The sequence below is a fragment of the Allobosea sp. UNC402CLCol genome (assembly GCF_000745475.1).
GTDB lineage: Bacteria > Pseudomonadota > Alphaproteobacteria > Rhizobiales > Beijerinckiaceae > Allobosea > Allobosea spartocytisi.
On the sequence record NZ_JQJJ01000008.1, the window covers coordinates 170,762 to 196,228 of the forward strand.

Sequence of the window (25,467 nt, forward strand, 5' to 3'; positions counted from 1 at the left end):
CTCGTGACGAGAAGGCGCTGATTGGCGCCCTCCCCGGCCCGAGATGCTCGGGTCAAGCCCGAGCATGACGCGCGATGGCCAGCTCAGGCTTTTCCTGTCGCCTGCGCCACGGCCTGCTTGGCCATCACGCCGATCAGATGGGCGCGGTATTCGGCATCGGCATGGATGTCGCCATTGATGCCCTTCGCCGTATGCTTCAGCCCGTCCAGAGATTTCGGCGCGAAGCGGGCCTTCAGCGCGGCTTCAGCTTCGGGCCAGCGGAAGACCCCGCCCTCGCCCGCCCCCGTCACCGCGACGCGGATCTCGCTGCCGCGCTTGGCGACGAAGACGCCGACCATGGCGTAGCGCGAGGCCGGGTTGCGGAACTTGGCATAGCCCGCCTTGGAGGCGATCGGGAACGAGACCTTGGTGATGATCTCGCCCTCCTCCAGGGCCGTCTCGTAGAGTCCGGTGAAGAAGTCTTCGGCCGTCAGCTTGCGCTTGTTGGTGACGACGGTGGCGCCCAATGCCAGCAGCGCCGCCGGATAGTCCGCCGCCGGATCGTTATTGGCGACCGAGCCGCCGATCGTGCCGCGATGGCGTACATGCGGGTCGCCGATATGCCCGGCGAGATAGGCCAGAGCCGGGATCGCGCTCTGCACCTCGGGCGAGTCCGCGACCTCCGCATGCGTCGTCATCGCGCCGATGACGATGTTGCGGCCCTTGACGGTGATGCCCTTGAGATCAGCGCAGGCGCCGAGATCGACCAGCGCCGACGGTGAGGCCAGCCGCTGCTTCATCGTCGGCAGCAGGGTGTGGCCACCGGCCAGGAGCTTGGCGTCCTCCTTCTTGGCGAGCAGCGTCGCCGCCTGCCGGGCGCTGGTGGGCTTGTGATAGGTGAAAGCGTACATCTGCTTGTCCTTTCAGCTCACTCGGCCGCCATGCGGCTGATCGACTTCTGCGCCGCGCGCCACACCGCCTGCGGCGTGGCGGGCATCGCGATGTCCTCATGTCCGAGCGCGTCGGTGATGGCGTTGATGACGGCGGGCGGCGAGGCGATGGCCCCGGCCTCACCGCAGCCCTTGATGCCGAGCGGGTTCGACGGGCATGGCGTCACCGTCATGCCGACATCGAAGGAGGGCAGATCGTCGGCGCGCGGCATGGTGTAGTCCATGAAGCTCGCGGTCACGAGCTGGCCGTCGGCATTGTAGCGCGCGCCTTCGAGCAGCGCCTGGCCCACACCCTGGGCGATACCGCCATGGACCTGCCCCTCGACGATCATCGGGTTGATGATGTTGCCGAAATCGTCGACCGCCGCCCAGCGCTCGATCGTCGTCACGCCGGTCTGCGGATCGATCTCGACCTCGCAGATATGGACGCCAGCCGGGAAGGTGAAGTTGGTCGGGTCGTAGAACGCCCCCTCCTTCAGCCCCGGCTCCAGCTCCTGCCCGTTGAACTTGTGCGCGACATAGGCCTGCAGCGCGCAGGAGCCGAAATCGAGCTTGCGGTCGGTGCCCTTCACCGCGAAATGCCCGTCCGCGAAATCGATATCGGCCTCGTCGGCCTCCAGCACATGGGCGGCGACCTTCTTGCCCTTGGCGATCACCTTGTCGATCGCCTTGAAGATCGCGGACATGCCGACCGCGCCCGAGCGCGAGCCATAGGTGCCCATGCCCATCTGCACCTTGTCGGTGTCGCCATGGATGATCGAGACGTTGTCGATGGGGATACCGAGCCGGTCGCTGACAAGCTGGGCGAAGGTCGTCTCATGGCCCTGGCCGTGGCTGTGCGATCCCGTGAACACCTCGACCGTGCCGACCGGATTGACCCGGACCTCGGCCGATTCCCACAAGCCGACGCCGGCGCCGAGCGAGCCGACCGCGGCCGAAGGCGCAATGCCGCAGGCCTCGATATAGGAGGAGAAGCCGATGCCGCGCAGCTTGCCGTTGCGGGCGGAGTCGCGCTTGCGCTTGCCGAGCCCCTTATAGTCGATCATCTCCAGCGCCTTCTTCAGCGAGGCGCCGTAATTGCCGGCATCGTACATCATGATGACCGGCGTCTGGTGCGGGAACTTCTTGATGTAGTTCTGCATCCGGAACTTGGCCGGATCCTTGCCGAGCTGGCGCGCCGTGATCTCGATCAGGCGCTCGACCACGAAGGTCGCCTCCGGCCGCCCGGCGCCGCGATAGGCATCGACCGGGGCGGTGTTGGTATAGACCGCGTCGACCTCGCAATAGATCGCCGGAATGTCGTACTGCCCCGACAGAAGCGGCGCATAGAGATAGGTCGGCACCGAGGAGGAGAAGGTCGAGAGATAGGCGCCCAAATTGGCGGTGGTGTGCACCTTCATGCCGAGGATCTTGCCCTCGGCATCGGTCGCGAGTTCCGCGTGGGTGACGTGGTCGCGGCCATGCGCGTCGGAGAGGAAGGCTTCCGTGCGGTCCGCCGTCCACTTCACCGGCCGCCCGACCTTCTTCGCCGCCCAGACGCAGACCGTCTCCTCGGCATAGATGAAGATCTTCGAGCCGAAGCCACCACCGACATCCGGCGCGATCACGCGCAGTTTGTTCTCCGGCGCGATGCCGATGAAGGCCGAGAGCACGAGCCGCGCCACATGTGGATTCTGGCTGGTGGTGTAGAGGGTGAAGATGCCCTCCCCGTCATCATAGTCGCCGACCGCCGCGCGCGGCTCCATCGCGTTCGGCACGAGGCGATTGTTGACGAGGTCGATCTTCGTGACGTGCTTGGCCGCCTTGAAGGCCTTCTCGGTCGCGTCCTTGTCGCCGAGATGCCAGTTGAACACGCTGTTATCGGGCGCCTCGTCATGGACCACGGTCTTGGCCCCGATCGCCTTGGCCGTGTCGACCACGGCGGGCAGCTCCTGGTAGTCGACCGCGATCGCCTCGGCGGCATCCTTCGCCTGCGCCAGAGTCTCGGCCACCACCACGGCGACATGGTCGCCGACATAGCGGACCTTGCCCTGGGCCAGCGCCGGATGCGGCCCGGCGCGCATCGGCGAGCCGTCCTTGTTGTGGATCATCCAGCCGCAGATCAGGCCGCCGATCTTGTCGGTGGCGAGATCGGCGCCGGTGAAGATGCCGATGACGCCGGGCATGCCGGCCGCGGCCTTGGTGTCGATCGACTTGATCTTCGCATGGGCATGCGGCGAGCGCAGGAAATAGGCATGGGCCTGGCCCGGCCGGTTGATGTCGTCGGTATAGCGGCCCTGGCCGGTGATGAAGCGGTGGTCTTCCTTGCGGCGGACTGCGGCGCCGATTCCGGTGGCGGACATGGTGTTCCCTCCTCGCACGGCGCCTCTCGCGGGCGCCTCACTGCCTGGAACGCATGAAGGACGAAAAGCCCGCGCCTCGGCGCGAGCCGAGACTCACTCGGCGGCCTGACGCACCGGCGCCGCGCCCTTGCCCATCGCCTCCGCCCCGGCGGCGATCGCCTTGACGATGTTATGGTAACCCGTGCAGCGGCAGATATTGCCGTCGAGATCCTCGCGGATCGTCTTCTCGTCGAGCTGATGGCCGCGACGGTTCACCATGTCGACGGCAGCCATGATCATGCCCGGCGTGCAGAAGCCGCATTGCAGGCCGTGATGCTCGCGGAAAGCCTCCTGCATCGGGTGCAGCGTGCCGTCATGGGCAAGGCCCTCGATCGTGGTCACGCTGGCGCCGTCGACCGCCACGGCGAGCGTGGTGCAGGATTTCACCGCCTTGCCGTCGAGATGCACGACGCAGGCGCCGCACTGGCTGGTGTCGCAGCCGACATGGGTGCCGGTCAGGCGCAGGTTTTCCCGGAGCAATTGCACCAGAAGGGTGCGCGGATCGACATTGGCGGAGACGGCCTTGCCGTTCACCGTCAGAGAAACAGTGGTCATGAGCATATCTCCTGTGACCCTCCCCCGGCGCACCTGTGAGCGATCACCTCGGTGAAGCCGGCTCCCCTCCCGGAGCGGCTTGCCTCATCAGGCAGCTTTTCCTTGGAATGGATCAAAACGGAGTGTGGACCCGCGTTTTTGCTGGGTCAAGCCGGAGGCGCTCAATCGAAAGAGGGAGTTTAAGGCTGTTTTCTGCCAAAATCAGCCGATTGGGGGCGCATGAGGCGCCGGTAGCCCCGCCATGCGCCATTGGCAAAATCTTAAGGCGTCTCGCGCAGGGTTGGTTCGTCGTGCCGGATGACCGGCCCCCTGAGCGAGCCGCACCGTGCCGTTGATGATGGACCAAATTCAGCGACGGCTGAACGCGATCGGCTTCAACGACCCCCAACGCCGCCGGCTGCAGCTCTACCGGCCCATCATCGACCGCATGATCGACGGTCTCGTGGCGGCCGATTTCGAGCGCGCCTTCGCCATCCACGCCACGCTTCGCGACCGCGTCGCCGCCGTTTCCGAGGCCCTCCACGCCGCCGAAGCGGAGCATTTCCGCCTGCTGTTCGCGGGCACGTTCGACGAAGCTTATATCGCTTCGATGAATCGGCTCTGCGAACTCGAGCGGCAGGCCGACGTCCGGACCCGGGCGCGCGCTTCCATCGCTTTCTCGCTGCTCCGGGAGCTCTGCCTGGAGAGCCGGCGCCGCTTTCTGCTCTCGCCACGGCAATTCGCCGAGGATCTCTTCGTCATCGAGCGTGTCCTGACCTACGACGTCAACACGGCGATGACGATCAATCAGGAGAGCGAAGCCGAGGAAGCCCGCCGCCGGAGCATCGCGCTCGACGAGACGGCGGCAACGCTCAAGAGCCGCATCGGCCGCCTCGACGACACGATCAGCGGCGCGGTCGAGCAGTTCGTCTCGACCGCCTCCGAGACCGGGCGCGCCACCGCCTTCATCAAGGATACGGTCGGCAAGGTGGCCCGGGCCTCGGTCTCCGTCCGGGAGAAGTCGTTCCAGACTGCCGCCGCGACGGAAGAAATGTCGGCCAACCTCGCCGATATCGGCCAGCGCGCCCTGAAGAGCCTGACGATCACCAACCAGGCCGTGCTCGACACCGCGCAGATGAATGACGCCGTCGAGCGCCTGCGCGAGGTGACGGGCAGCATCGGCAAGGTCGTCGGCATGATCGCCGACATCGCCGCCCAGACGAATCTGCTGGCGCTCAACGCCACCATCGAAGCCGCGCGTGCCGGCGAGGCGGGGCGCGGCTTCTCCGTGGTCGCCTCCGAGGTCAAGTCGCTGGCGACACAGACCGCCAGCGCCACGCAGGACATCGCCGGTCAGATCGCGGAACTGGCGGCGAGCGCCGAGGCCTGCAGCACGCACGCCGCCGCCATCGCCGCGACGGTCGATGCCATCCGCCACGATTCGGAGGCGATCTCCGAGGCCGTTTCCCTGCAGAGCACGGTGACCGCCAGCATCGCGCGCGATGCTTCGATGGTCGCACAGAGTTCGGACGAGGCGATCGCCAGCGCCACCGCCGTCAATGACAGCCTCGACATGACGCACCGGACCCTGGAGCGCGCCAATGCCGCGGCGGCCGACATCGCGCTGCAGGTCGGCTCGGCGGAAGCCACGGTCAGCAAGGCGCTGGAAGCGCTGCGCAAGGCGTCCTGAGGGCCGCGATCGGCCGCCTCAGCCCTCGCTCACCGCCTTGGCGAAATTGGCGAAGAACTCGTCGGCGAGCTTCTTCGACACCGAATCGATCAGGCGCGAGCCGAGCTGCATCAGCTTGCCGCCGACCTGCGCCTCGACCTCGTAGCGCAGCAGCGTCTGTCCGGCCTCGGCATCGGAGAGCATGACCTTGGCGCCACCCTTGGCGAAGCCGGCAATGCCGCCCTCGCCTTCCCCCTGGATGCGGTAGCCGTTGGGCGGGTCGAGATCGGTGAGCTCGACCTTGCCCTTGAAGGTCGCCTTCACCGGGCCGAGCTTGACCTTCACCACCGCCGACATATGCGTATCGTCGTCCTTGGTGAGCTGATCGCAGCCGGGGATGCAGGCCTTCAGCACATCGGCATCGTTGAGCTTCGCCCAGACGACCTCCTTGCTGGCCGGCAAGGTCGCCTCGCCGCTCATCGTCATCGCCATGGCGCGTCTCCGTATTGCTTCGGCCGGGTGCAGCGGTTGCGGCTGGCCCGGCTCGCGGGGTATCCAGTCCCCTATCCATGGTCGAAAATCCCTTGCCTGCACAAGGGCCGGATGGGCGGTCATCGTCCGGTCGCTCTTTCCGCTGAAGAGGTTCGATGGTCGAGCTCTCCGCCGATGAACGCGCCGTCGCCGCCGGAGAGCGCGGCGAAGGTGCCGCGATGGCGCTGCGCATCGTGGCCGAGGCCGCCCGCCTCATGGGCGCGCCCAGGCTCATCCCCATCGCATCCGCCCATATCGACGGCGCGCTCTACCATGGCGATTCCGGCACGCTCTTCGCCGAGCGGCTGGTGGAGGGCGGCGCGCGGGTCGCGGTGCGGGCGAGCCTGAATGTCGGCGCGCTGACGCCGGCGGGCTGCGCCGCCGTCCGCCTGCCCCCGCATGAGCATGAGATGGCGCGGCGGATGATGCGCGCCTACGAGGCCATGGGCTGCGAGCCGAGCTGGACCTGCGCGCCCTATCAGGCCGGACACCGCCCCGTCGCCGGCACGGACGTCGCCTGGGGCGAATCCAATGCCGTCGTCTTCTGCAATTCGGTGCTCGGCGCGCGCACCAACCGCTATGGCGACTTCCTCGACATCGCCTGCGCCATCAGCGGGCGCGCGCCGGATTACGGCCTGCACCGGCGGCAGAACCGCCTGGCATCGCTGCTGATCGACACGACCGGGCTGTCGCCGGAATTACGCCGTTCCGACGTGTTCTATCCGGTGCTCGGCACGATCCTCGGCCGCCGCGCCGGCAGCGCCATCGCCGTCATCGATGGCCTGCGGGACTGCACCACCGAGGACCGGCTGAAGGCGCTGGGCGCAGCGGCTGCATCGGCCGGCGGGGTCGGCCTCTTCCATGTCGCCGGCGTGACGCCGGAGGCACCGGACGTCGCGACGGCGCTGGGCGGCGAGCCACCACGGGAGCGGATCATGCTGACGCCGGGCGATGTCGCCGCCGCGCTCGCCGGTCTCTCGACCGCCGGCGGGACCGGCCGCATCGACGCGGTCGCCATCGGATCGCCCCATCTCTCGCCGGCCGAGGTCGACGAGCTCGAACGGCTGCTCGCCGGCCGGCGGCTCAGGCTCCCGCTCTACGCCAATACCGGCCGACACGTGCTGGCGCCGCTCGAACGATCCGGCCGACGCAAGGCGCTGGAGCAGGCCGGCATTGTCTTCGTCGTCGATACCTGCGTCGTCGTCACCCCGATCCTGCCAGAACTCGACGGCGCGGTGCTGATGACCAATTCCGGCAAGTTCGCCCATTACGCGCCCGGCAACACCGGCTACGCCGTGATCTACGGCTCGCTCAGCGAATGCGTCGAGAGTGCCGTCGCCGGCCGTCTCGTCAGGGAACCGCGGCAATGGAGCTGACCGCCGAGCCGCTCATCCCCGGCGCGCCGACAAGCGGCCTCTGCCTCGCCCTTACGGCGCCTATCAGCTTCTGGGGTGGCGTCGATCCGCGCAGCGGCACCATCATCGATGCGCGTCATCCCGAGTGCGGCCGCAACATCGCCGGCACGGTGCTGGCCCTGCCCGGCACCATCGGCTCGTCTTCCGCTTCCGCCGTGCTGCTGGAACTCGTCCATGCCGGCAAGGCGCCGGCCGCTCTGCTGATGGATGAGCCCGACGCCATCCTGCTGCTCGGCCTGATCGTCGCCCGCGAGATGGGCTGGCCGACGCCGCCCGCCTTCCGCCTCTCCGCGGAAGAACAGAAGGCCCTCTCCGGCCGCAGAATCATGCTGTCGGCAACTGGGCGGCTCGCATTCGCCGCTGCCGATGGTGAAACGTCCGGCGGGTAGCCGACTCAGACCGCCTCGAAGCGGCGGCGACGATAGATCAGGCTGCCGCCCAGATCGTTCTCGGGCGCCCGGCCGCCGAGCCCGACCACCTCCCCGATCAGGACACGGTGGCTGGCGATGTCATGCACGGAGACGAGCCGGCAATCGAAGGCCGCGAGCGCATCGAGCAGGGCCGGAGCGCCGGTGACGAGCTCGGTCCAGCGATCGGCCGCGAACCGCTCCTCGCCCTGGAGGCCGCGCCGGCTGGCGAATATCTCGGCGGTCTCGACGCCATGCGCCGGCAGCGTGTTGATGCAGAAGATGCCGCTCGCCTCGATCGCGGCCAGCGTGCGGCTGGAGCGCTCGATGCAGACGAGGACGGTCGGCGGCGTGTCCGAAACCGAGGCGACGGCGGTCGCCGTCATGCCGAGCCGGCCCGCCGGCCCCCGCGCGGTCACCACATGCACGGCGCTGGCGACCTGCGCCATCGCATCGCGATAAGCCTGTCCCGTGAGTGGTTCCGCCAGCGGCGGGAGAGGTTGGATGGTCTTTGTCATCAGCTCTGCGGCTCATGCTGCGACTGGCGCGCAACCCTGCCCATGTAGCCGCTCGCGGCGGCGATTGCCAGACGAGCCCGGCTCGCGTGGCCCTCGCGCCACCGCAGGGAGAGCCGCTCTTCCGAGAGGCGCTTCCGGCGCCCGCCATGGCTCCGCCACAGCCCCGCACCCGAGTCGGTGCCCCACCTCGGCGTCTCCGGCCCTCACCGGCGAGGATGGGCCGAGCACCACATCCCAGCATCATACCTTCGCATGAAGGGAGGAGCCACAATCACGCTTGCGTCAGATGGATTCGCGTCCGGTCGTCGTCCCGGCGCCAGACCCGTGAAGCGACCCCGGGCGGCGAAAATCGCAGTCCCCGGCTCATCGCACGCCAAAATCCACGCGCCCAGCGCACAATCATCATGCGTGAAATGCGCGCGGCGCCGCAGAGAGTTCTGCACATTCTCGAGGCAATTCGCGCGAGATTGCTTTTGACAGAAATACGGCCCGGAGTGATTGTCGTCAGCGCAAGCCGTTGGTAGCTCTGCGCGGCAATCGCATCCCGCATGCGCCAGCGACATGCTGACGACAAGAACGGGAGCTGGTTCGAGGGGTCGGCGTCTTCAATGGAAGTATTTCTGCAGCAGCTCATCAATGGGCTGACATTGGGATCGATCTACGGTCTCATCGCCATCGGCTACACGATGGTTTTCGGCATCATCGGCATGGTGAACTTCGCCCACGGCGACATCTTCATGCTGTCCGCCTTCATCGCGCTGATCTTCTTCATGCTCGTGACGGCGGTCCTCGGCACCAGCGCCGGGATGGTGCTTCTGGCGCTGGTCATCGTGCTGGGCCTGGCAATGTTCTTCACCTCGCTGTGGAACTGGACGATCGAGCGGGTGGCCTACCGGCCGCTGCGCGGCTCCTTCCGGCTCGCGCCGCTGATCTCGGCGATCGGCATGTCGATCTTCCTGTCGAATTTCGTGCAGGTGGCGCAGGGCCCGCGCAACAAGTCGATCCCGCCGATCCTGAACAAGTCGATCACGCTGATCGACAGCGCGACCTACTCGGTCCAGATCTCCTACAAGCAGATCGTCATCATCGTGACGACGGCGGTGCTCCTGCTGGCCTTCTGGTACATCGTCCAGAAGACGCCGCTCGGTCGCGCCCAGCGCGCCTGCGAGCAGGACCGCAAGATGGCCGCCCTGCTCGGCATCGACGTCGACCGCACCATCTCGATCACCTTCATCATGGGCGCGGCGCTCGCAGCCGTCGCCGGCGTGATGTACCTCGTGCTCTATGGCGTGGTGAATTTCGCCGACGGCTTCACGCCCGGCGTCAAGGCCTTCACGGCCGCGGTGCTCGGCGGCATCGGCTCGCTGCCCGGCGCCGTCCTCGGCGGCTTGCTGATCGGCCTGATCGAGGTGATGTGGTCCGCCTATTTCACCATCGACTACAAGGACGTCGCCGCTTTCTGCATCCTTGCCATCGTGCTGGTGTTCATGCCCTCCGGCATCCTCGGCCGGCCGGAAGTCGAGAAGGTCTGACGCCATGGCGACGATCCAGACCAAGACCGGCCAGGCCGCCGCACCGGCCCGGGGCCGCGATATCAAGGCCGCGCTGAAGGAGGCCGGCTTCGCCGCCCTCGTCACCTTCGGCCTGTGCATTCCCATCATCGCCTGGGGCACGCGCCAGAACATGGACAACGTGCTGGTCCTCGACCAGCGTTGGGAGGCTGTCGCCTGGGCCGTCGCCATCGTCTTCATCGGCCGCTTCCTGGTGGCGCTGCGCCAGCAGAGCCGGGTCCCCGGCAAGCCGGCGGTGCGCCTCCTGCCGCATGGCACGATCGCCTTCTTCCAGCGCCATTCGCGCCTGTTCTCGCTCTTCGGCCTCGGCTTCCTCGTCGCTTTCCCGGCGATCGCGATCGGCCTCACCGGCTGGGGCGGCTCGCTGAAATGGATCGACAATTTCGGCGTCCAGATCCTGATCTACGTCATGCTCGGCTGGGGGCTGAACATTGTCGTCGGCCTCGCCGGCCTGCTCGATCTCGGCTACGTCGCCTTCTACGCCGTCGGCGCCTATTCCTACGCGCTCCTCGCCAAGAATTTCGGCCTGTCCTTCTGGATCCTGCTGCCGCTCGCCGGCTTCCTCGCCGCCTTCTGGGGCATGCTGCTCGGCTTCCCCGTACTGCGCCTGCGCGGCGACTATCTCGCCATCGTGACGCTGGCCTTCGGCGAGATCATCCGCCTCGTCCTGGTGAACTGGACGAACTTCTCGAACGGCTATGCCGGCATCTCCGGCATCCCGCGCCCCAGCTTCTTCGGCATACCCTTCACAGCGAATGATGACGGCTTCGCCGCGGTGTTCGGACTCGAATTCTCACCATTGTACCGAACGATCTTCCTCTACTATCTGATCCTGTGCCTGGCCTTGCTGACGGCCTTCGTGACGCTGCGATTGCGCCGCTTACCGGTCGGGCGCGCCTGGGAAGCGCTGCGCGAGGACGAGATCGCCTGCCGCTCGCTCGGCATCAACACCACCAACACCAAGCTCACCGCCTTCTCCATCGGCGCCATGTTCGGCGGCTTCGCCGGCTCCTTCTTCGCCGCGCGCCAGGGCTTCATCTCGCCCGAATCCTTCACCTTCATGGAATCGGCGGTGATCCTCGCCATCGTCGTGCTCGGCGGCATGGGCTCGCTCTGGGGCTGCGCCATCGCGGCGATCGCGATGATCGGCGGCACCGAGCTGCTGCGCGAGCTGGAATGGATGAAGGCGATCTTCGGCGCCGATTTCGACCCGACCAAATACCGCATGCTGATCTTCGGTTTCGCCATGGTCGTCATCATGATCTGGAAGCCGCGCGGCCTGATCTCGGTGCGCGAGCCCACCGCCTTCCTGAAGGAGAAGAAGACGATCTCCTCCGATCTCGTGCAGGAGGGTCACGGCTGATGGCCAGCGCTCCCGCAGCCCACGGCCGCCCTCTCCTCGAGGTCGAGCACGTCACCATGCGCTTCGGCGGCCTGACCGCCGTCAACGACCTCTCCTTCGAGGCGCGCAAGGGCGAGATCACCGCCCTGATCGGCCCCAACGGCGCCGGCAAGACCACGGTGTTCAACTGCATCACCGGCTTCTACAAGCCGACGCAGGGCATGATCACCCTGACCCAGGAGGATGGCGCGAGCTTTCTGCTGGAGCGGATGCCGGACTTCCGCATCTCCTGGAGGGCAAAGGTCGCCCGCACCTTCCAGAACATCCGCCTCTTCGGCGGCATGACGGTTCTGGAGAACCTGCTCGTCGCCCAGCACAACCCGCTGATGATCGCATCGGGCTTCACCTTCCTCGGCGTGCTCGGCATCGGCGGCTACAAGGCGCGCGAGAAGGAGGCGATCGAGAAGGCCAAGTTCTGGCTCGACAAGATCAACCTGACCGCACGCGCCGACGATCCCGCCGCCGACCTGCCCTATGGCGATCAGCGCCGGCTCGAGATCGCGCGGGCCATGTGCACCGACCCCGTCCTGCTCTGCCTCGACGAGCCGGCCGCCGGCCTGAACCCGCGCGAGAGCCACGATCTCAACACGCTGCTGCAATCGATCCGCAGCGAACTCGGCACCGCCCTGCTGCTGATCGAGCACGACATGTCGGTGGTCATGGAAATCTCGGACCACGTCGTCGTGCTCGACTACGGCACCAAGATCGCCGACGGCACGCCGGCCGAGGTGCAGGCCGACCCGAAGGTCATCGCCGCCTATCTCGGCGTGGATGACGAGGAGGTCGAAGAGGTCGGAGCGGAGGTCGGCATCTCGTGACTATGACCCAGCCTCTCCTCGCCGCCCGCGGCGTCAAGACCTATTACGGCAAGATCATCGCGTTGAAGGGCATCGACATCGACGTCAATGCCGGCGAGATCGTCACGATGATCGGCGCCAACGGCGCCGGCAAATCGACGCTGATGATGACGATCTTCGGCAATCCGCAGGCCCGCGAAGGCACGATCACCTATGAGGGCCGCGACATCACCCGGCTGCCGAGCCACGAGATCGCACGCCTGGGCATCGCGCAATCCCCCGAGGGAAGACGCATCTTCCCGCGCATGACGGTGTTCGAAAACCTGCAGATGGGCGCGGCCGTCCGCAATTTCGAGCATTTCGACGAGGATCTCGAGAAGATCTGCGTGCTCTTCCCGCGCATCAAGGAGCGGCTGCAGCAGCGCGGCGGCACCCTGTCGGGCGGCGAGCAGCAGATGGTCGCCATCGCGCGCGCCCTGATGGCCCGGCCGAAGCTGCTGCTGCTGGACGAGCCCTCGCTCGGCCTGGCGCCACTGATCGTCAAGCAGATCTTCGAGGCGATCCGCGAGCTCAACAGGACGCAAGGCCTGACCGTCTTCCTGGTCGAGCAGAACGCCTTCCATGCCCTGAAGCTCGCCCATCGCGGCTATGTCATGGTCAACGGCGTCATCACCATGAGCGGCACGGGCAAGGAACTGCTGGCCAACCCGCAGGTCCGCGCCGCCTATCTCGAAGGTGGACGGCACTGATCGCGACGGTGGAAACCGAATGGTCTCCGCTGCAACTTTTTGATGAGAGACGGCTCCTTGCCCGCCATGCCATCGCTAGGGTGATGTCGGCGGTTCTGGAAGCCCGGTGAAGCCTGGAGCATCTGATGCAAGGCATCGTCTACGAAGAACCGACGATCTGGCTCTTCCTGCTGGTCACGGTGGTGATGGGCGGCTGGCTCGCCTGGATGTCGGGCCGCGCCATCGCGCTGACCTGGCGGCCGAACTGGCAGCTCGTCGTCTACATGTTGGTCTTGGGCCTGTTCGTGCGCTTCATCCATTTCGCGCTGTTCGAGGCGACGCTGCTGACGATCCATTACTATCTGGTCGACGTGGTGGTGCTGCTCGTCTTCGGCTTTGCGGGCTGGCGCTACAACCGCGCCAAGCAGATGACGCGGCAATATCATTGGCTGTTCGAGCGCGCTGGCCCCTTCGGCTGGAAGCCCCGCCCGGGCGCCGTGATCAAGCCGGAATTGACCTGAAAGTTTGACGAGCTTGTCGCGTGACAGGCTGCTTGAAACGCGCAAGACTGCGGTTTGGAGCGGCAAAACGCGCCGAGACGGGCCTAAGGAGATTGGCCCGTTTGAACGGATCCTTAGAGGGGAGTTGCATCTCATGAAGAAACTGCTGTTGGGCGGCATCGCGCTCGGCGCGGTCCTCGCCTTCTCGGGCGTGGCCAATGCTCAGATCAAGCTCGGCGTCGGCGGCCCGATCACTGGTCCGAACGCCGCTTTCGGCGCTCAGCTCAAGAACGGCGCCGAGCAGGCGGTCGAGGATATCAACGCCGCCGGCGGCGTCCTCGGCCAGAAGATCACCGTCAGCACCGGTGACGACGTCTCCGATCCGAAGCAGGGCGTCTCCGTCGCGAACAAGTTCGTCGGCGACGGCGTCAAGTGGGTGGTCGGGCACTTCAACTCCGGCGTCACCATGCCGGCCTCGGAAGTCTATGCCGAGAACGGCATCCTGATGATCTCGCCTTCGGCCACCAATCCGAAGATCACCGAGCGCGGCCTCTGGAACACCTTCCGGACCTGCGGCCGTGACGACCAGCAGGGCGCTGTCGCTTCGGCCTATCTGCTGAAGAACTTCAAGGACAAGAAGATCGCCATCGTCCACGACAAGACGACCTACGGCCAGGGCCTCGCCGACGAGACCAAGAAGGGTCTCAATGCGGGCGGCGTCAAGGAAGTGCTCTACGAAGGCGTGAACGCCGGCGAGAAGGACTTCTCGGCCCTCGTCTCGAAGATCAAGGCGGCAGGCGCCGACTATCTCTACTGGGGCGGCCTGCACACCGAGGGCGGCCTGATCGTGCGCCAGATGCGCGACCAGGGCCTGAAGACCGTGCTCGTCTCGGGTGACGGCATCACCACCGACGAGTTCGCCACGATCGGCGGCCCCGGCGTCGAAGGCACGCTGATGACCTTCCCGCCGGACCCGCAGAAGCGCCCGGAGGCGGCCGCCGTCATCAAGAAGTTCGAAGCCAAGAACTTCAAGCCGGAAGCCTACACGCTCTACAGCTACGCCGCGGTCCAGATCATGGCCGAGGGCGCCAAGCGCGCCAACTCGGTCGATCCGAAGAAGATCGCCGACGCGCTGCATGGCGGCCAGCCGGTCAAGACCGTGATCGGCGACATCGGCTTCGACAAGAAGGGCGACATCACCCGTCCGGACTACACCGTCTACACTTGGAAGAAGGGTGCCGACGGCAAGATCACCTATGTCGAGAACTGATCTCGACGGCTGATTGCAGCCCTCGCGGAAAAGAGCCCGCCCCGGACCTTCCGGGGCGGGCTTTTTCTATGGGGCGGGAATGCTCGACGCCGCGAAGGTTTTATCGGGCGGACAGCGGAATATCCTGCGAATGGGACCGGCGGCTACTCGGGATGCCCAGCGTTCCACGACTCGGCATATTCGGCGCATTTGCGATAGACGGCATCTCGATCCGTAAAGCCCGCCGGATGCGAGCGGGACGGCAGGGCAGTCTGAAAGGGCACATAGCCCTGATGGGCCAGCCGCCAGAGCCGCCGGAGCTCGTTCAGGGGCTCGGGATGGTCGTCGACACGCAAATCGAAGCTCGGAAACGGGGCTTCGGTCCAGATGCGAATGGCGCAGGATTGCCTGCCCCGGCTGTCGCCGCCCGCTTGCTCGCCAGCCTCCATGGCCACGATCAGGCGCTCGTCGAAATCGAGCGTGGGCGCGGCCATATAGGCCTTGAGCGTTTCCTCGACGACTTGCGGTCCTGCCAACATGTTTCCCGCGACGGAAACCTGCGGACCGCAAACGCTGCCGCTCCATGCGATGCATGCCGGGCCGGTATAAGCCGCCACATCGCCCGCGCGATCGATCACATGCAGCTGCCTGTGATCGCGGCCTTCGTCCGACCCGGACAGAGCCGAGACGATGTCGCGTGCAGAACAACCTTCCTGAAGCATCCTCAGCCCGTCGACGCCGAAGAATGGATTTGCGAAGGCCTGCGTCGCGATGGCGCCGGTCCGACCTGCGCCGTAGGGGACGACCGCCCCAACCGCCAGCGCCTTCGACGCGCATAAGACGCCAAACGCCCCGGTTCGCGCGTCCTGCGCAACGATGGACCACGTCATGCGCCGCTCCTTGCTCTTCAAGGAGTGGCCATAGCCAGCTTCTCGCGGTTCTCAAAGCGCCGTCCGAAACGGGGCGGTGGCGACGACAAAAAAGGCCCGGTCTCCACGCGGAGACCGGGCCTTTCATGCATCCATGGAACCAGCAAACCCGGTCAGCCCGCCCGCTTGGTGACGACCGTCAGGACACCGTCATTGTTCAGCTGGGCGATGAGCACGTCGCTGGACTTGAATCCTTTCGCCTCGACCGCCGACTTCACCATCGGAGCGTTTTCGATCGCCTTCTGGAGCTGCTGCTGCTCATCGGCCGTACGCTTGCCGACCAGATCGTTCACCTGCGACTTGGTGGCGTCGGATAGTTCGTTGATCTCGACCACGTTGATCGATCTGATCCCCGGTTTCGAGGATTGATCCTGCGTCGAGGAAGCCGGTGGTTGGGCCGGCTTTTGCGCCGGAGCAGGGGCCTGGGCCTGGGCAGCTCCCGCCAGCAGAATTCCGGCGGCCGCGGTCGCGATCATGTTCATGCGCATGGAGTTTTCCTTCCACCTGTTGCGAATGAACGTCGAATTTGACAGCCCAAATGGGGTCGTAGCCTGAAGTCGAGCCGGCCATTTCGTGATCATCTTGTGGCGAGGGCCGGGCTCGATCCGCCGCAGCACTGACCTGCAGCGAGACGAAAACCGTCCCGTCGCAGCAATCATACGGAGGCATCTCCCGAGTGCCGGCGCATGGTCGAGGCAACGCACCGTTGATCGTCGAGAAAGCCCGCAGCCGGGCAATTCCTCAATGATTCATTCTCTGCGGAACCGCGCCCAAGCTCTTGAGAAAACCCGCGAAACGCAACAGTCCGTCTGGCCAGGGCCCGTGCCCGGACTCGCTGTTGAGATGGCCGCTGTCGCCGGCATCGACGAATTCGGAACCCCAGGCCTCGGCGAGCGCCTTCGCCTCCTCCGGCGTGCAATAGGGATCGGTCGCGCTCGCGATCAGCACCGAGGGAAAGGGCAGCTTCTCACGCCGATGCGGAATGAAATCCTCCCCCATGCCGGGGACCGCGCGCTTGGCCCGCTCGGAGGCCGGCGCCACCAGAAAGGCCCCGGCCACCTCGCCATGCTTGAGATGCTCGGCCGCATGCGCGACCGCGCTGACGCCGGCCGAATGCGCGACCAGCACGACCGGCCGCGTCGCCCCCCGCACGGCGGCGACGATCCGGTCGGACCAGCCGTCGCGCGTGGGCTTGTACCAGTCCTCCTGCTCGACGCGCCTGGCCGTCAGCAGGCGCGTCTCCCAGCGGGTCTGCCAGTGGTCGGAGCCCGAGCCCGACCAGCCGGGGATGATGAGGATATCGACGTCGGAAGATTTCATAACTTTAGCAGTTCTATGATTTCAGCTTCAGCGGTGGCAGGCAGATATCGTCCAATATAGCCAGCACTTGTCGGACGCGCATATTGGAGAACCAATCGACCTGAATGACCGACGGTGACTAGCGAAAGTGCTCTAGGCTGGGGGACGAGCCCGTTCGAGGCTGCACAAAGGGGCATCGTCCCAAAGCTGCATCTCGATATAACGGTCGTGCCGCCTGCCCAAATCGTTTCTCCACCGGTCGGCAGGCATTCCCGCCTTCCTTACGAGAGCCTCCAGTTCGCTCAAGGTAAAAACTTTACCATGATGAGGCAGGCGTTCGCTGGCAAGATCATCGCGGAACCCGAGCTGATAGCTCGCCATGCTGTCGGGATAGGTGAAGGTGATAGCGTCTGTCGGGAAATGCGCGAGCGGCACGACATGAGAGCATGGGCGCGATGCGTCCAGCCCATCCGCCATATCGCCCAAGAAAAAATATACCGGATAGCGCAACCTCGGTTCCCCGAGCTTCTCCGTGCACTCCGACAGCAACCATGCCTCGGTCGCCCGCCGCCGCGCGAGATAGTTCGACTTGATCGCGCGCAAGCCTGAAGCTGAGATGGCGGCTAGCACGGCTCCGGCCGCCTCATCCGAAAGGCTGCACAGATTCCGGAACGCCCCGCGCGCAGGATCGTAGTTGTGGGTCACGATCGCGGGTAATCGATAGGCCCACCGATCGCCCACGTTCAGCCCTCACCGAACACCCGCCGGAAGATCGTGTCGACATGCTTGAAGTGATAGCCCTCGTCGAACATCGCCTTGAGCTCGGAGGCCGAGAGCTTTTCCGCCACATCCTTGTCGGCGAGCAGGTTGGTCAGGAAGTCCTCGCCATGCTCCCAGGTGCGCATCGCGTTGCGCTGGACCATGGCATAGGAATCCTCGCGGCTCGCCCCGGCCTGGGTCAGCGCCAACAGCACGCGCTGTGAATTGTGCAGGCCGCCGAGCTTGTCGAGGTTCTTGCGCATGTTCTGCGGATAGATCAGCAGCTTGTCGACGACGCCGGTGAGGCGCGCCAGCGCGAAATCGAGCGTCACCGTCGCGTCGGGCCCGATCATGCGCTCGACCGAGGAATGCGAGATGTCGCGCTCGTGCCAGAGTGCGACGTTCTCGAGCGCCGGCGTGACCATGCCGCGCACGAGCCGGGCAAGGCCGGTCAGGTTCTCGGTCAGGACGGGGTTGCGCTTGTGCGGCATCGCCGAGGAGCCCTTCTGGCCCGGCGAGAAATACTCCTCCGCCTCGTAGACTTCGGTGCGCTGCAGATGGCGGATCTCCGTGGCCAGCCGCTCGATGCAGGAGGCGACGACGCCGAGCGTCGCGAAATACATCGCATGCCGGTCGCGCGGGATCACCTGCGTCGAGACCGGCTCGACCGTCAGCCCCATCTTCTGCGCGACATAGGCTTCGACCTGCGGATTGATGTTCGCGAAGGTGCCGACCGCACCGGAGATGGCGCAGGTCGCGATCTCCGCCCGCGCCGCCACGAGCCGCGCCCGGCAGCGATCGAATTCGGCATAGGCCTGGGCGAGCTTGAGCCCGAAGGTCACCGGCTCGGCATGGATGCCGTGCGAGCGGCCGATCGTCGGGGTGAGCTTGTGCTCGAAGGCCCGGCGCCTGATCGCGGCGAGCAGCGCGTCGACATCGGCGATCAGGAGATCGGTCGCCCGCGCGAGCTGGACCGAGAGCGTGGTGTCGAGGATGTCCGAGGAGGTCATGCCCTGGTGGACGAAGCGCGCCTCCGGCCCGACGATCTCGGCCAGATGCGTCAGGAAGGCGATGACGTCATGCTTGGTGACGCGCTCGATCTCGTCGATGCGGGCGACGTCGAATTCGACGTCCTTCGCCTTGGCCCAGATCGTCGCGGCGGCCTCCTTCGGCACGACACCGAGCTCGGCGAGCTTGTCGGTGGCGTGCGCCTCGATCTCGAACCAGATCCGGAACCGGGTCTGCGGCTCCCAGATGGCGACCATCTCGGGGCGGGAATAGCGCGGGATCATCGCAAGCCTTTCACGTTCAAACCGCCGTCATTCCGGACAAGCCGCGAAGCGGCGCAGATCCGGAATCCATCATAGGGCAAAACGCTCTACGATGGATTCCGGGTCTGCGCTTCGCTCCGCCCGGATGACGGAAACCTCTCAACTAAACCTAGTCGCCCCGCGCGGCCTCGGCCGCCTTGCGGATCGCTTCGATATTGCCGGCATAGGCCGAAGGCCCGCCCTTGAACACGGCCGAGCCCGCGACCAGCGTATCGGCGCCGGCCTTGGCGACCAGCGGCGCGGTCTCGGGCGTCACCCCGCCATCGATCTCCAGTGTGATCGGCCGGTCGCCGATCAGCGCCTTCACCTGCGCGACCTTCTCGACCACCGAGCGGATGAAGCTCTGGCCACCGAAGCCCGGATTGACGGTCATCAGCAGGATGAGATCGACATCCTGAATCAGCGCCTCGACGGCGCTCGCCGGCGTGCCCGGGTTGAGCACGATGCCGGCCTGCTTCCCCTGCGCCTTGATCGCCTGCAGCGTGCGATGCGGATGCGGGCCGGCCTCGACATGGAAGGAGATCAGGTCGGCGCCGGCCTTGGCGAAGGCTTCGACATAGGGGTCGACGGGCGCGATCATCAGATGCACGTCGAAGAACTTCCGGGTGTGCGGGCGGATCGCCTTCAGCACATCGGGGCCGAAGGTGATGTTGGGCACGAAATGCCCGTCCATCACATCGCAATGGATCCAGTCGGCACCGGCCGCGTCGATCGCGCGCACCTCCTCGCCCAGCTTGGCGAAATCGGCCGAGAGGATCGAAGGGGCAATGCGGATCGGGCGGGTCATGGCGGGCGGTTTAACGCATCATGCGGAAAAGTGGGAACCGGTTTTCCGCAAAAAAGATGCGGCAAGCCAAAAAACTTGCCCCGCTACGGCCCCGCTGCAATCAGGCGAAGCGCGATTTCACCGGAAAGGACAGCCGCCTGTCTGCCTCCGCGATCTCGGCCGCGACCTGCACGAAGGCCGGCCGCTGCCGCAGCCGCGCGAACCAGGCGGAAAGACCGGGATAGCCGTCGAGCGGCGGCCCGCCGAGCCGCAGCGAAAACAGCACGCTCATGAACAGCGCGATATCGGCGGTCGCGAGCCTGCCGCCGAAGAAATCCCGCCCCGCCAGCTTCTGCTCCAGTACCTCGTAATGCCGCGCCAGCGCCTCCTCCGCGATCAGCGCGTCGGCCTCCTGCACGATGCGGCGGTCGCGGTCCGGCGATGGCGGCCCGGTGCGATGCATCAGCGGCTTCAGTGCCTGCAGCATGATCTCGTCGGCATAGAGCTCATCGAGCCGGCAGCGCGCCCGCTCGACCGGCGTCGCCGGCATCAAGGAAGGCTCGGGATAGGCCTCGTCGAGATATTCGAGGATGACGGTGGAATCGTAGAGCACGAGCCCGCAATCGCTGAGCACCGGCACCTGGCCCTTCGGATTGAGCGCCAGCACCTCCGGATGCTTCGGATCATAGCCCGTCGTCTGGTTGAACGGCACCATGACGCGCTCGAAGGCGAGGCCCTTCTCCCTCAAGGCGATCTCGACCTTGCGGGCGAACAGGCTCAGCGGCCCGGAATACAATGTGATCATGGCGCGAACTCCTGCGATGGCGAAAACCTCGCAAGGCGGCGCGTCAGCGCCCGTCAGCAGCCCGACTGAGAGCCTCTAAGCCTCCTGGCGCCGAATCCGGGCGGCCAGCCCGCGCAGCAACCAGGGCAGCAGATAGATCGGGAACTGCGCCAGCGCGAAGAACAGGAAGGTCGTCGGCGAGACGCCCGCCCCCAGCGCGGCGACGATGAGGCCCATGTTTCGCTGGCCGCTGCCATAGCCGATCATGAAGCGCTCCGAGCCCGGCAGCAGTCGCAGCACCAACCAGGAACTGATGAGCCCCGCGGCCGAGACGGCGAAGACGCAGGCCAGCACGAACAGCACGAGCCTGGGATTGGCGATCGCGGCATGGGTGACGCCATCCATCGCGGCGATGGCGAAGATGAAATACATCAGCACGCCGAAGCCATCGAGATTGGCCTTCATCGCCTTGATCCTGGCGAAGCCGAGCCACCAGCGCAGCAGCGAGGCGACCGCCATGCCGCCGCCGATGAAGATCAGCAGGCGCAGCGCCAGCACCCAGCGGTCGAGCGGCACGGCGGCACCGGCCAGCAATTCGACGAGGAAGGGGGCGATGATCGGGCTCGCGATCGTCGCCGCGATCACGCTCGCGATGATGAGAGACGGCTCGAAACCGTAGAGGATCGCGACCGCCGGCGAGGACATGATCGGCGGCGCCGCGCCCATGATGGCGAGCCCCAGCACGATGCCCGGATCGAGGCTTTCCCGCCCGACCAGCAGCAGCGCGCCGCCGATCAGCAGCACCGGCCCGGCGATCAGCCACAGGCAGGCGGCGGCGAGTTTCGCCGGGCGCCTGAGCAGCTTCGCCGTGACGGCAAGGTCGAGGCGCAGGAAAACGACCGTGGTGAAGCAGAAGATCGTGATCGGCAGCACCGGCCGCGCCGCCGCCGAGAATTGCGGCAGCGCCAGGCCGAGAAAGATCGAGAGCGCGAAACCTTGCGTGCCGTAACGCCCGAGCCAGGCGAGCCCGGCGGCGGGAAGGGTTGCTGGATTCATCGGCACCGCGCTGGAATCATTCGCAAATCGTGCCGCACAGTGGCCGAACGGCGCCGCGGCGTCATCCGCTAATCCTGCAGGCACCCCTTGCGTCGGCATGAAATTGCAAGGACATCGCCAAAATGGCCGGTGAAACGATGGAATTGCGGAAGTTGGCGCAGAAATTGCGAAAGATCAGCCGATATGCCGCAAAAATTCGCCACGCCGCTGACAAGCCGGCGCAAAGCAGTATTTTGCTCGGCAAAGAGCTGGAAACAGGGGTTGGCGGGAGCAGGCCATGCGTGTGGATACGATCGTTCTCGGCGCGGGCATCGTCGGTATTTCGGTGGCGCTCCACCAGCAAAAGGCGGGCCGCTCCACGCTGTTGATCGACCGGCGCGCGCCGGGCGAGGAAACCAGCTATGGCAATGCCGGCCTGATCCAGCGCGAAGGCGTCTACCCTTACGGCTTCCCGCATGATTTCGGCGCGCTGTTCCGCTACGCGATGAACAACACCATCGACGCATCCTACCATTGGAGCGCGATCCCGAAGCTCGCCCCCTTCCTGTTCTCCTACTGGATGCATTCGCGCGCCTCGCAGCACGAGGCCATCGCCCATCAATACGCGAAGCTGATCGAGCATTGCGTCACCGAGCACGACGCCCTCGCCCAGGAAGCCGGCGCCACCGGCCTGTTGCGCCGCGACGGCTGGATGAAGGTGTTTCGCACCGAGAAGGAGCGCGACACCCGCCTCGCCGAGGCCGCCCGCTGGAACCGCGAATTCGGCCTGAACTACCGCGCCCTCGACAGGGCGACGCTCAAGGCCGAAGAGCCGCATCTCGACCATGACAGCCTGATCGGCGGCCTGCACTGGACCGACCCGACCACCGTCGTCGATCCGCTCGGGCTGTCGAAGGCCTATGTCGCGCTGTTCGAGAAGCTCGGCGGCAAGCTCGCCATCGGCGATGCCACGACCCTGGCGCAGAACGGCGCCGAATGGAGCGTCACCCTCGCCGACGGCACCAAGGCCATCGCCAAGGATGTCGTCGTCGCGCTCGGCCCCTGGGCCGACGTCCTGACCAACCAGCTCGGCTATCGCCTGCCGCTCGCCGTCAAGCGCGGCTACCACATGCACTACAAGCCGCTGGGCAATGCCGTGCTCAACCACCCCGTCCTCGACACCGAGCGCGGCTATTTCCTCGCCCCGATGCTGCAGGGCATCCGCCTGACCACCGGCGCCGAATTCGCCGACCGCGACGCGCCCAAGACGCCGGTGCAGCTCGCCCGCGCCGAGCCGATCGCCAAGACGCTGTTCCCGCTGGGCGAGCGCCTCGATGCCGAACCCTGGCTCGGCCGCCGGCCTTGCACCCCCGACATGATGCCGATCATCGGCCCGGCCCCGAAGCACAAGAACCTGTGGTTCTCCTTCGGCCACGCCCATCACGGGCTGACGCTGGCCGCCGTCACCGGCCGCATGATGGCGGAGATGGTGACGGGGCAGAAGGTGTTCGTCGATCCGTCGCCCTTCGCGCCGTCGCGGTTCGTCTGACAGGCGCCATTCTCGGGGCCGCGCTTGCCGGGCCCGAGAAGCTCTTCGCGGAAAAGGCCTCCTCTCCTGCTCGAGATGCTCGGGTCGGACCCCGAGCATGACGCCTTGCGGATGGCGGCCCTGCGCCCTGCCCTCTCGCCTGCCGCGAGCCGGCCTGCCACGATGGCGCTTCCGATTCCCTCCGAGACCCCGCCATGGCCCTCGCGAAACCGCCCGTCCAGGACAATGCCTACATTGCCGCGCTCGCCCTGCTCGACCGCGTGCCGCTGATCGACGGGCACAACGACCTGCCCTATGTCATCCGCAAGGACCGCAACGCCAAGGGCGATGTCGCGGCCTATGGGCTCGACAAGGTCCATCCGCAAGTCGACACCGATATCCCGCGCATGCAGGCGGGCAAGCTCGCCGGCCAGTTCTTCGCAGCCTATGTCCCGCCGAACCAGCCCAACCCCGCCGGTTTCGCGCTCGCCCAGATCGCACTGATGCGCAGCATCCTCAAGCAGCACGACGATGTCTTCCGGCCCGGCCTCTCGGCTGATGATGTCGAGGCGGCGAAGGCGGAGGGGCGTATCGCCCTGTTCATGACGATCGAGAACGGTTCCGCGCTCGAGAACGAGCTCGACGCGCTCGACGCCTATTACGATCTCGGCGTGCGCCTGATGACGCTCTGCCACAACGACACGACCGACTGGTGCGACTCGGCCACCGACGCCCCGCGGCATGACGGCCTCTCCTCCTTCGGCATGCGGGTCGTCCGGCGGATGAACCGGCTGGGCATGGTCGTCGACCTCGCCCATGTCGCCCCGAAGGCGATGCATGACGTTCTCGACGTCACGCGCGCGCCCGTGTTCTGGTCGCACTCCAATGCCTTCTCGCTTTGCGACCATCCGCGCAACGTCCCTGACGACGTGCTCGACCGGGTCCCTGGCAATGGTGGCGTCGTCATGGCGACCTTCGTGCCGGACTTCATCAGCCAGGCCTCGCGCGACTGGCACCGCCCGGCGAAGGACCAGTATGGCAAGACCCCCGACACGATGGACTACGCCAAGGTCGAGGCCGAGATCGTCGCCAAAGCCGGACCGCGCCCGCAGGCGACGGTCTCCCAATATTGCGACCATCTCGACTACCTGGCCAAGCGCATCGGCCACGACCATGTCGGCATCGGCTCGGATTTCTTCGGCTGGGTCAATCCGGACGGGCTGGAGGACACCTCGACCTTCCCGAACGTGATCGCCGAGCTGATCCGCCGCGGCTGGTCCGAGGAGAATCTGGCCAAGCTCGCCGGCGGCAACACGCTGCGGGTGTTGCGCGCGGTCGAGGCTGAGGCCGACTGAAATCGCCGCTCTTCACGTCATGGCCGGGCTTGTCCCGACCATCCACGTCTTCCTTGACCCAAGGTCCTGTGCAGGACGTGGATGCTCGCCACAAGGGCGAGCATGACGTATGAGCTTGCCGTCGCGCCCGCCGATCCTGGCCGTGACGTGAGCCTCACGAAGACAAGATCTCATTCTCCCATGACCGGTTCCGGCACCGACCGCACCCGCCCCGCCCACCAGGCGCCCGCCCCCGTCGTCATTCTGGTCGAGCCGCAGCTCGCCGAGAATATCGGCATGTGCGCGCGGGCCATGGCGAATTTCGGTCTCTCCGAAATGCGCCTTGTCGCGCCGCGCGACGGCTGGCCGACCGGCGGCGGGCTGAAGAAGGGCGCGACCGCCGCCGCCTCCGGCGCCACCCATATCCTCGAGAACGCCCGCCTCTATGCAAGCGCGGCGGAAGCGGTCGCCGATCTCAACCATGTGCTCGCCACCACCGCCCGCGAGCGCGGCCAGATGAAGCGCGTGCTGACCCCCGCCGAGGCGATGCCGGAGATCGCCGGGCGTGTCGGCGGCGGCGAGCGCGTCGGCATCCTGTTCGGGCGCGAGCGTATCGGCCTGACCAATGAGGAGATCAGCTTCGCCGACGCGATCCTGACCTTCCCGGTCAATCCGGCCTTCGCCTCGCTCAACCTCGCCCAGGCCGTGCTGCTCACCGGCTATGAATGGTTCAAGACCACCGGCGGCGAACCGCCCTTCCGCGAGAACAACCCCTCCCCGCCCGCCAAGCGGGAGACGATCCTCTCGATGTTCGACTATCTCGAAGGCGAACTCGACATCAGCGGTTTCTTTCCGCCCGGCAAGAAGCCGGTCATGACCGCCAATCTGCGCGACATCCTCCACCGCCTCGACATGACCGAGCAGGAGGCGCGGACGCTGCGCGGCGTCTTCAAGTCGCTAGTCGAGGGGCCGAAGAAAGCGCGGTTGCTGGCCCGGCAGGCGAGCGAGCCGGAGCAGTCCGAAAGCTGACGAGCGCCGTCATGCTCGGGCTTGACCCGAGCATCTCCGAGC

Annotated in this window: 25 protein-coding genes; 12 read left to right on the top strand and 13 right to left on the bottom strand. The window is 66.3% G+C overall.

Annotated features, from left to right (window positions below; translation table 11 throughout):
- Positions 1 to 83 precede the first annotated feature (83 nt).
- The 3 genes from GY40_RS02810 to GY40_RS02820 form a co-directional block, all read right to left on the bottom strand.
- Positions 84 to 890 (bottom strand): FAD binding domain-containing protein, encoded by an 807-nt coding sequence (locus GY40_RS02810; protein WP_038358518.1) that lies wholly within the window; start codon positions 888 to 890, stop codon positions 84 to 86.
- A gap of 17 nt (positions 891 to 907) precedes the next feature.
- Complete coding sequence (locus GY40_RS02815; protein ID WP_038358520.1) at positions 908 to 3,271, bottom strand: xanthine dehydrogenase family protein molybdopterin-binding subunit; 2,364 nt, start codon at positions 3,269 to 3,271, stop codon at positions 908 to 910.
- Positions 3,272 to 3,364: 93 nt separating this feature from the next.
- Positions 3,365 to 3,865: a (2Fe-2S)-binding protein gene (locus tag GY40_RS02820; protein WP_038359912.1), complete on the bottom strand. Its 501-nt coding sequence runs from the start codon at positions 3,863 to 3,865 to the stop codon at positions 3,365 to 3,367.
- 334 nt (positions 3,866 to 4,199) lie between these two features.
- Between GY40_RS02820 and GY40_RS28430 the strand changes: the two genes are divergently transcribed.
- Complete coding sequence (locus GY40_RS28430) at positions 4,200 to 5,534, top strand: methyl-accepting chemotaxis protein (protein WP_051987456.1); 1,335 nt, start codon at positions 4,200 to 4,202, stop codon at positions 5,532 to 5,534.
- Positions 5,535 to 5,552: 18 nt separating this feature from the next.
- On the opposite strand, the gene GY40_RS02830 is transcribed toward GY40_RS28430, so the two are convergent.
- The gene (locus GY40_RS02830) at positions 5,553 to 6,005 is read right to left on the bottom strand and encodes an SRPBCC family protein (RefSeq protein ID WP_038358522.1); all 453 of its coding nucleotides are present in this window, start codon (positions 6,003 to 6,005) and stop codon (positions 5,553 to 5,555) included.
- A gap of 155 nt (positions 6,006 to 6,160) precedes the next feature.
- On the opposite strand from GY40_RS02830, the gene GY40_RS02835 reads away from it, so the two are divergent.
- Together GY40_RS02835 and GY40_RS02840 are read left to right on the top strand one after the other, a co-directional pair.
- Positions 6,161 to 7,420: an aconitase X gene (locus GY40_RS02835; RefSeq protein ID WP_081925080.1), complete on the top strand. Its 1,260-nt coding sequence runs from the start codon at positions 6,161 to 6,163 to the stop codon at positions 7,418 to 7,420.
- The gene (locus tag GY40_RS02840) at positions 7,411 to 7,848 is read left to right on the top strand and encodes an aconitase X swivel domain-containing protein (protein WP_051987457.1); all 438 of its coding nucleotides are present in this window, start codon (positions 7,411 to 7,413) and stop codon (positions 7,846 to 7,848) included. The genes GY40_RS02835 and GY40_RS02840 overlap by 10 nt, the downstream gene beginning before the upstream one ends.
- A 5-nt stretch (positions 7,849 to 7,853) precedes the next feature.
- Here GY40_RS02840 and GY40_RS02845 read toward each other — a convergent pair whose 3' ends face one another.
- Complete coding sequence (locus GY40_RS02845) at positions 7,854 to 8,384, bottom strand: flavin reductase family protein (protein ID WP_051987458.1); 531 nt, start codon at positions 8,382 to 8,384, stop codon at positions 7,854 to 7,856.
- Between the two features lie 608 nt (positions 8,385 to 8,992).
- Here GY40_RS02845 and GY40_RS02850 point away from each other — a divergent pair.
- From GY40_RS02850 to GY40_RS02875, 6 genes are all read left to right on the top strand, one after another.
- A complete protein-coding gene (locus GY40_RS02850) occupies positions 8,993 to 9,916 on the top strand; it encodes an ABC transporter permease subunit (RefSeq protein WP_038358524.1) in 924 nt (307 codons plus the stop codon).
- A gap of 4 nt (positions 9,917 to 9,920) precedes the next feature.
- Positions 9,921 to 11,318 (top strand): high-affinity branched-chain amino acid ABC transporter permease LivM, encoded by a 1,398-nt coding sequence (gene livM / locus GY40_RS02855; protein WP_038358527.1) that lies wholly within the window; start codon positions 9,921 to 9,923, stop codon positions 11,316 to 11,318.
- The gene (locus tag GY40_RS02860) at positions 11,318 to 12,175 is read left to right on the top strand and encodes an ABC transporter ATP-binding protein (RefSeq protein ID WP_038358531.1); all 858 of its coding nucleotides are present in this window, start codon (positions 11,318 to 11,320) and stop codon (positions 12,173 to 12,175) included. Before livM ends, GY40_RS02860 begins: the two co-directional genes overlap by 1 nt.
- Positions 12,176 to 12,177: 2 nt before the next feature.
- A complete protein-coding gene (locus GY40_RS02865) occupies positions 12,178 to 12,903 on the top strand; it encodes an ABC transporter ATP-binding protein (RefSeq protein WP_038358534.1) in 726 nt (241 codons plus the stop codon).
- A 125-nt stretch (positions 12,904 to 13,028) separates the two neighbouring features.
- On the top strand, positions 13,029 to 13,403 hold the full coding sequence (locus GY40_RS02870; protein WP_038358536.1) for a DUF6867 family protein: 375 nt from the start codon (positions 13,029 to 13,031) through the stop codon (positions 13,401 to 13,403).
- Positions 13,404 to 13,536: 133 nt separating this feature from the next.
- On the top strand, positions 13,537 to 14,652 hold the full coding sequence (locus GY40_RS02875; RefSeq protein ID WP_038359919.1) for a branched-chain amino acid ABC transporter substrate-binding protein: 1,116 nt from the start codon (positions 13,537 to 13,539) through the stop codon (positions 14,650 to 14,652).
- 143 nt (positions 14,653 to 14,795) lie between these two features.
- On the opposite strand, the gene GY40_RS02880 is transcribed toward GY40_RS02875, so the two are convergent.
- From GY40_RS02880 to GY40_RS02915, 8 genes are all read right to left on the bottom strand, one after another.
- On the bottom strand, positions 14,796 to 15,521 hold the full coding sequence (locus GY40_RS02880) for a DUF1028 domain-containing protein (RefSeq protein ID WP_038359920.1): 726 nt from the start codon (positions 15,519 to 15,521) through the stop codon (positions 14,796 to 14,798).
- A 152-nt stretch (positions 15,522 to 15,673) separates the two neighbouring features.
- On the bottom strand, positions 15,674 to 16,042 hold the full coding sequence (locus tag GY40_RS02885; RefSeq protein ID WP_156115846.1) for a hypothetical protein: 369 nt from the start codon (positions 16,040 to 16,042) through the stop codon (positions 15,674 to 15,676).
- Between the two features lie 259 nt (positions 16,043 to 16,301).
- On the bottom strand, positions 16,302 to 16,880 hold the full coding sequence (locus tag GY40_RS02890; protein WP_038358540.1) for an RBBP9/YdeN family alpha/beta hydrolase: 579 nt from the start codon (positions 16,878 to 16,880) through the stop codon (positions 16,302 to 16,304).
- 132 nt (positions 16,881 to 17,012) lie between these two features.
- Positions 17,013 to 17,564 carry a hypothetical protein gene (locus tag GY40_RS02895; RefSeq protein WP_156115847.1) on the bottom strand — a complete coding sequence of 184 codons (552 nt, stop codon included), beginning with the start codon at positions 17,562 to 17,564 and terminating at the stop codon, positions 17,013 to 17,015.
- Between the two features lie 38 nt (positions 17,565 to 17,602).
- Positions 17,603 to 18,910, bottom strand: coding sequence for an adenylosuccinate lyase (gene purB / locus GY40_RS02900; RefSeq protein ID WP_038358543.1), 1,308 nt, complete (start codon positions 18,908 to 18,910; stop codon positions 17,603 to 17,605).
- A gap of 148 nt (positions 18,911 to 19,058) precedes the next feature.
- Positions 19,059 to 19,736 carry a ribulose-phosphate 3-epimerase gene (rpe, locus tag GY40_RS02905; RefSeq protein ID WP_038358546.1) on the bottom strand — a complete coding sequence of 226 codons (678 nt, stop codon included), beginning with the start codon at positions 19,734 to 19,736 and terminating at the stop codon, positions 19,059 to 19,061.
- A gap of 100 nt (positions 19,737 to 19,836) precedes the next feature.
- Entirely contained in the window at positions 19,837 to 20,520 is a 684-nt protein-coding gene (locus tag GY40_RS02910; RefSeq protein ID WP_038358548.1) for a glutathione S-transferase family protein, read from the bottom strand.
- A gap of 75 nt (positions 20,521 to 20,595) precedes the next feature.
- A complete protein-coding gene (locus tag GY40_RS02915) occupies positions 20,596 to 21,555 on the bottom strand; it encodes a hypothetical protein (RefSeq protein WP_038358550.1) in 960 nt (319 codons plus the stop codon).
- 277 nt (positions 21,556 to 21,832) lie between these two features.
- Between GY40_RS02915 and GY40_RS02920 the strand changes: the two genes are divergently transcribed.
- The 3 genes from GY40_RS02920 (at position 21,833) to GY40_RS02930 (ending at position 25,425) form a co-directional block, all read left to right on the top strand.
- Positions 21,833 to 23,083 carry an NAD(P)/FAD-dependent oxidoreductase gene (locus GY40_RS02920; RefSeq protein ID WP_038358553.1) on the top strand — a complete coding sequence of 417 codons (1,251 nt, stop codon included), beginning with the start codon at positions 21,833 to 21,835 and terminating at the stop codon, positions 23,081 to 23,083.
- Positions 23,084 to 23,277: 194 nt separating this feature from the next.
- Positions 23,278 to 24,417, top strand: coding sequence for a dipeptidase (locus GY40_RS02925; RefSeq protein ID WP_081925081.1), 1,140 nt, complete (start codon positions 23,278 to 23,280; stop codon positions 24,415 to 24,417).
- 180 nt (positions 24,418 to 24,597) lie between these two features.
- Positions 24,598 to 25,425: an RNA methyltransferase gene (locus GY40_RS02930; RefSeq protein WP_038358554.1), complete on the top strand. Its 828-nt coding sequence runs from the start codon at positions 24,598 to 24,600 to the stop codon at positions 25,423 to 25,425.
- Positions 25,426 to 25,467: the final 42 nt, after the last annotated feature.

Bases quoted from the DNA above. Each gene is read 5' to 3' on its own strand.
- GY40_RS02840 (WP_051987457.1), top strand. From the start codon at position 7,411: ATGGAGCTGACCGCCGAGCCGCTCATCCCCGGCGCGCCGACAAGCGGC.
- GY40_RS02845 (WP_051987458.1), bottom strand. From the start codon at position 8,384: ATGACAAAGACCATCCAACCTCTCCCGCCGCTGGCGGAACCACTCACG.
- GY40_RS02850 (WP_038358524.1), top strand. From the start codon at position 8,993: ATGGAAGTATTTCTGCAGCAGCTCATCAATGGGCTGACATTGGGATCG.
- GY40_RS02920 (WP_038358553.1), top strand. From the start codon at position 21,833: ATGCGTGTGGATACGATCGTTCTCGGCGCGGGCATCGTCGGTATTTCG.
- GY40_RS02875 (WP_038359919.1), top strand. From the start codon at position 13,537: ATGAAGAAACTGCTGTTGGGCGGCATCGCGCTCGGCGCGGTCCTCGCC.
- GY40_RS02870 (WP_038358536.1), top strand. From the start codon at position 13,029: ATGCAAGGCATCGTCTACGAAGAACCGACGATCTGGCTCTTCCTGCTG.
- GY40_RS02830 (WP_038358522.1), bottom strand. From the start codon at position 6,005: ATGGCGATGACGATGAGCGGCGAGGCGACCTTGCCGGCCAGCAAGGAG.
- purB (WP_038358543.1), bottom strand. From the start codon at position 18,910: ATGATCCCGCGCTATTCCCGCCCCGAGATGGTCGCCATCTGGGAGCCG.
- GY40_RS02820 (WP_038359912.1), bottom strand. From the start codon at position 3,865: ATGACCACTGTTTCTCTGACGGTGAACGGCAAGGCCGTCTCCGCCAAT.
- GY40_RS02835 (WP_081925080.1), top strand. From the start codon at position 6,161: ATGGTCGAGCTCTCCGCCGATGAACGCGCCGTCGCCGCCGGAGAGCGC.
- GY40_RS02915 (WP_038358550.1), bottom strand. From the start codon at position 21,555: ATGAATCCAGCAACCCTTCCCGCCGCCGGGCTCGCCTGGCTCGGGCGT.
- livM (WP_038358527.1), top strand. From the start codon at position 9,921: ATGGCGACGATCCAGACCAAGACCGGCCAGGCCGCCGCACCGGCCCGG.
- GY40_RS02865 (WP_038358534.1), top strand. From the start codon at position 12,178: ATGACCCAGCCTCTCCTCGCCGCCCGCGGCGTCAAGACCTATTACGGC.
- GY40_RS28430 (WP_051987456.1), top strand. From the start codon at position 4,200: ATGATGGACCAAATTCAGCGACGGCTGAACGCGATCGGCTTCAACGAC.
- GY40_RS02815 (WP_038358520.1), bottom strand. From the start codon at position 3,271: ATGTCCGCCACCGGAATCGGCGCCGCAGTCCGCCGCAAGGAAGACCAC.
- GY40_RS02930 (WP_038358554.1), top strand. From the start codon at position 24,598: ATGACCGGTTCCGGCACCGACCGCACCCGCCCCGCCCACCAGGCGCCC.
- GY40_RS02860 (WP_038358531.1), top strand. From the start codon at position 11,318: ATGGCCAGCGCTCCCGCAGCCCACGGCCGCCCTCTCCTCGAGGTCGAG.
- GY40_RS02910 (WP_038358548.1), bottom strand. From the start codon at position 20,520: ATGATCACATTGTATTCCGGGCCGCTGAGCCTGTTCGCCCGCAAGGTC.
- GY40_RS02925 (WP_081925081.1), top strand. From the start codon at position 23,278: ATGGCCCTCGCGAAACCGCCCGTCCAGGACAATGCCTACATTGCCGCG.
- GY40_RS02885 (WP_156115846.1), bottom strand. From the start codon at position 16,042: ATGAACATGATCGCGACCGCGGCCGCCGGAATTCTGCTGGCGGGAGCT.
- GY40_RS02890 (WP_038358540.1), bottom strand. From the start codon at position 16,880: ATGAAATCTTCCGACGTCGATATCCTCATCATCCCCGGCTGGTCGGGC.
- GY40_RS02810 (WP_038358518.1), bottom strand. From the start codon at position 890: ATGTACGCTTTCACCTATCACAAGCCCACCAGCGCCCGGCAGGCGGCG.
- rpe (WP_038358546.1), bottom strand. From the start codon at position 19,736: ATGACCCGCCCGATCCGCATTGCCCCTTCGATCCTCTCGGCCGATTTC.
- GY40_RS02880 (WP_038359920.1), bottom strand. From the start codon at position 15,521: ATGACGTGGTCCATCGTTGCGCAGGACGCGCGAACCGGGGCGTTTGGC.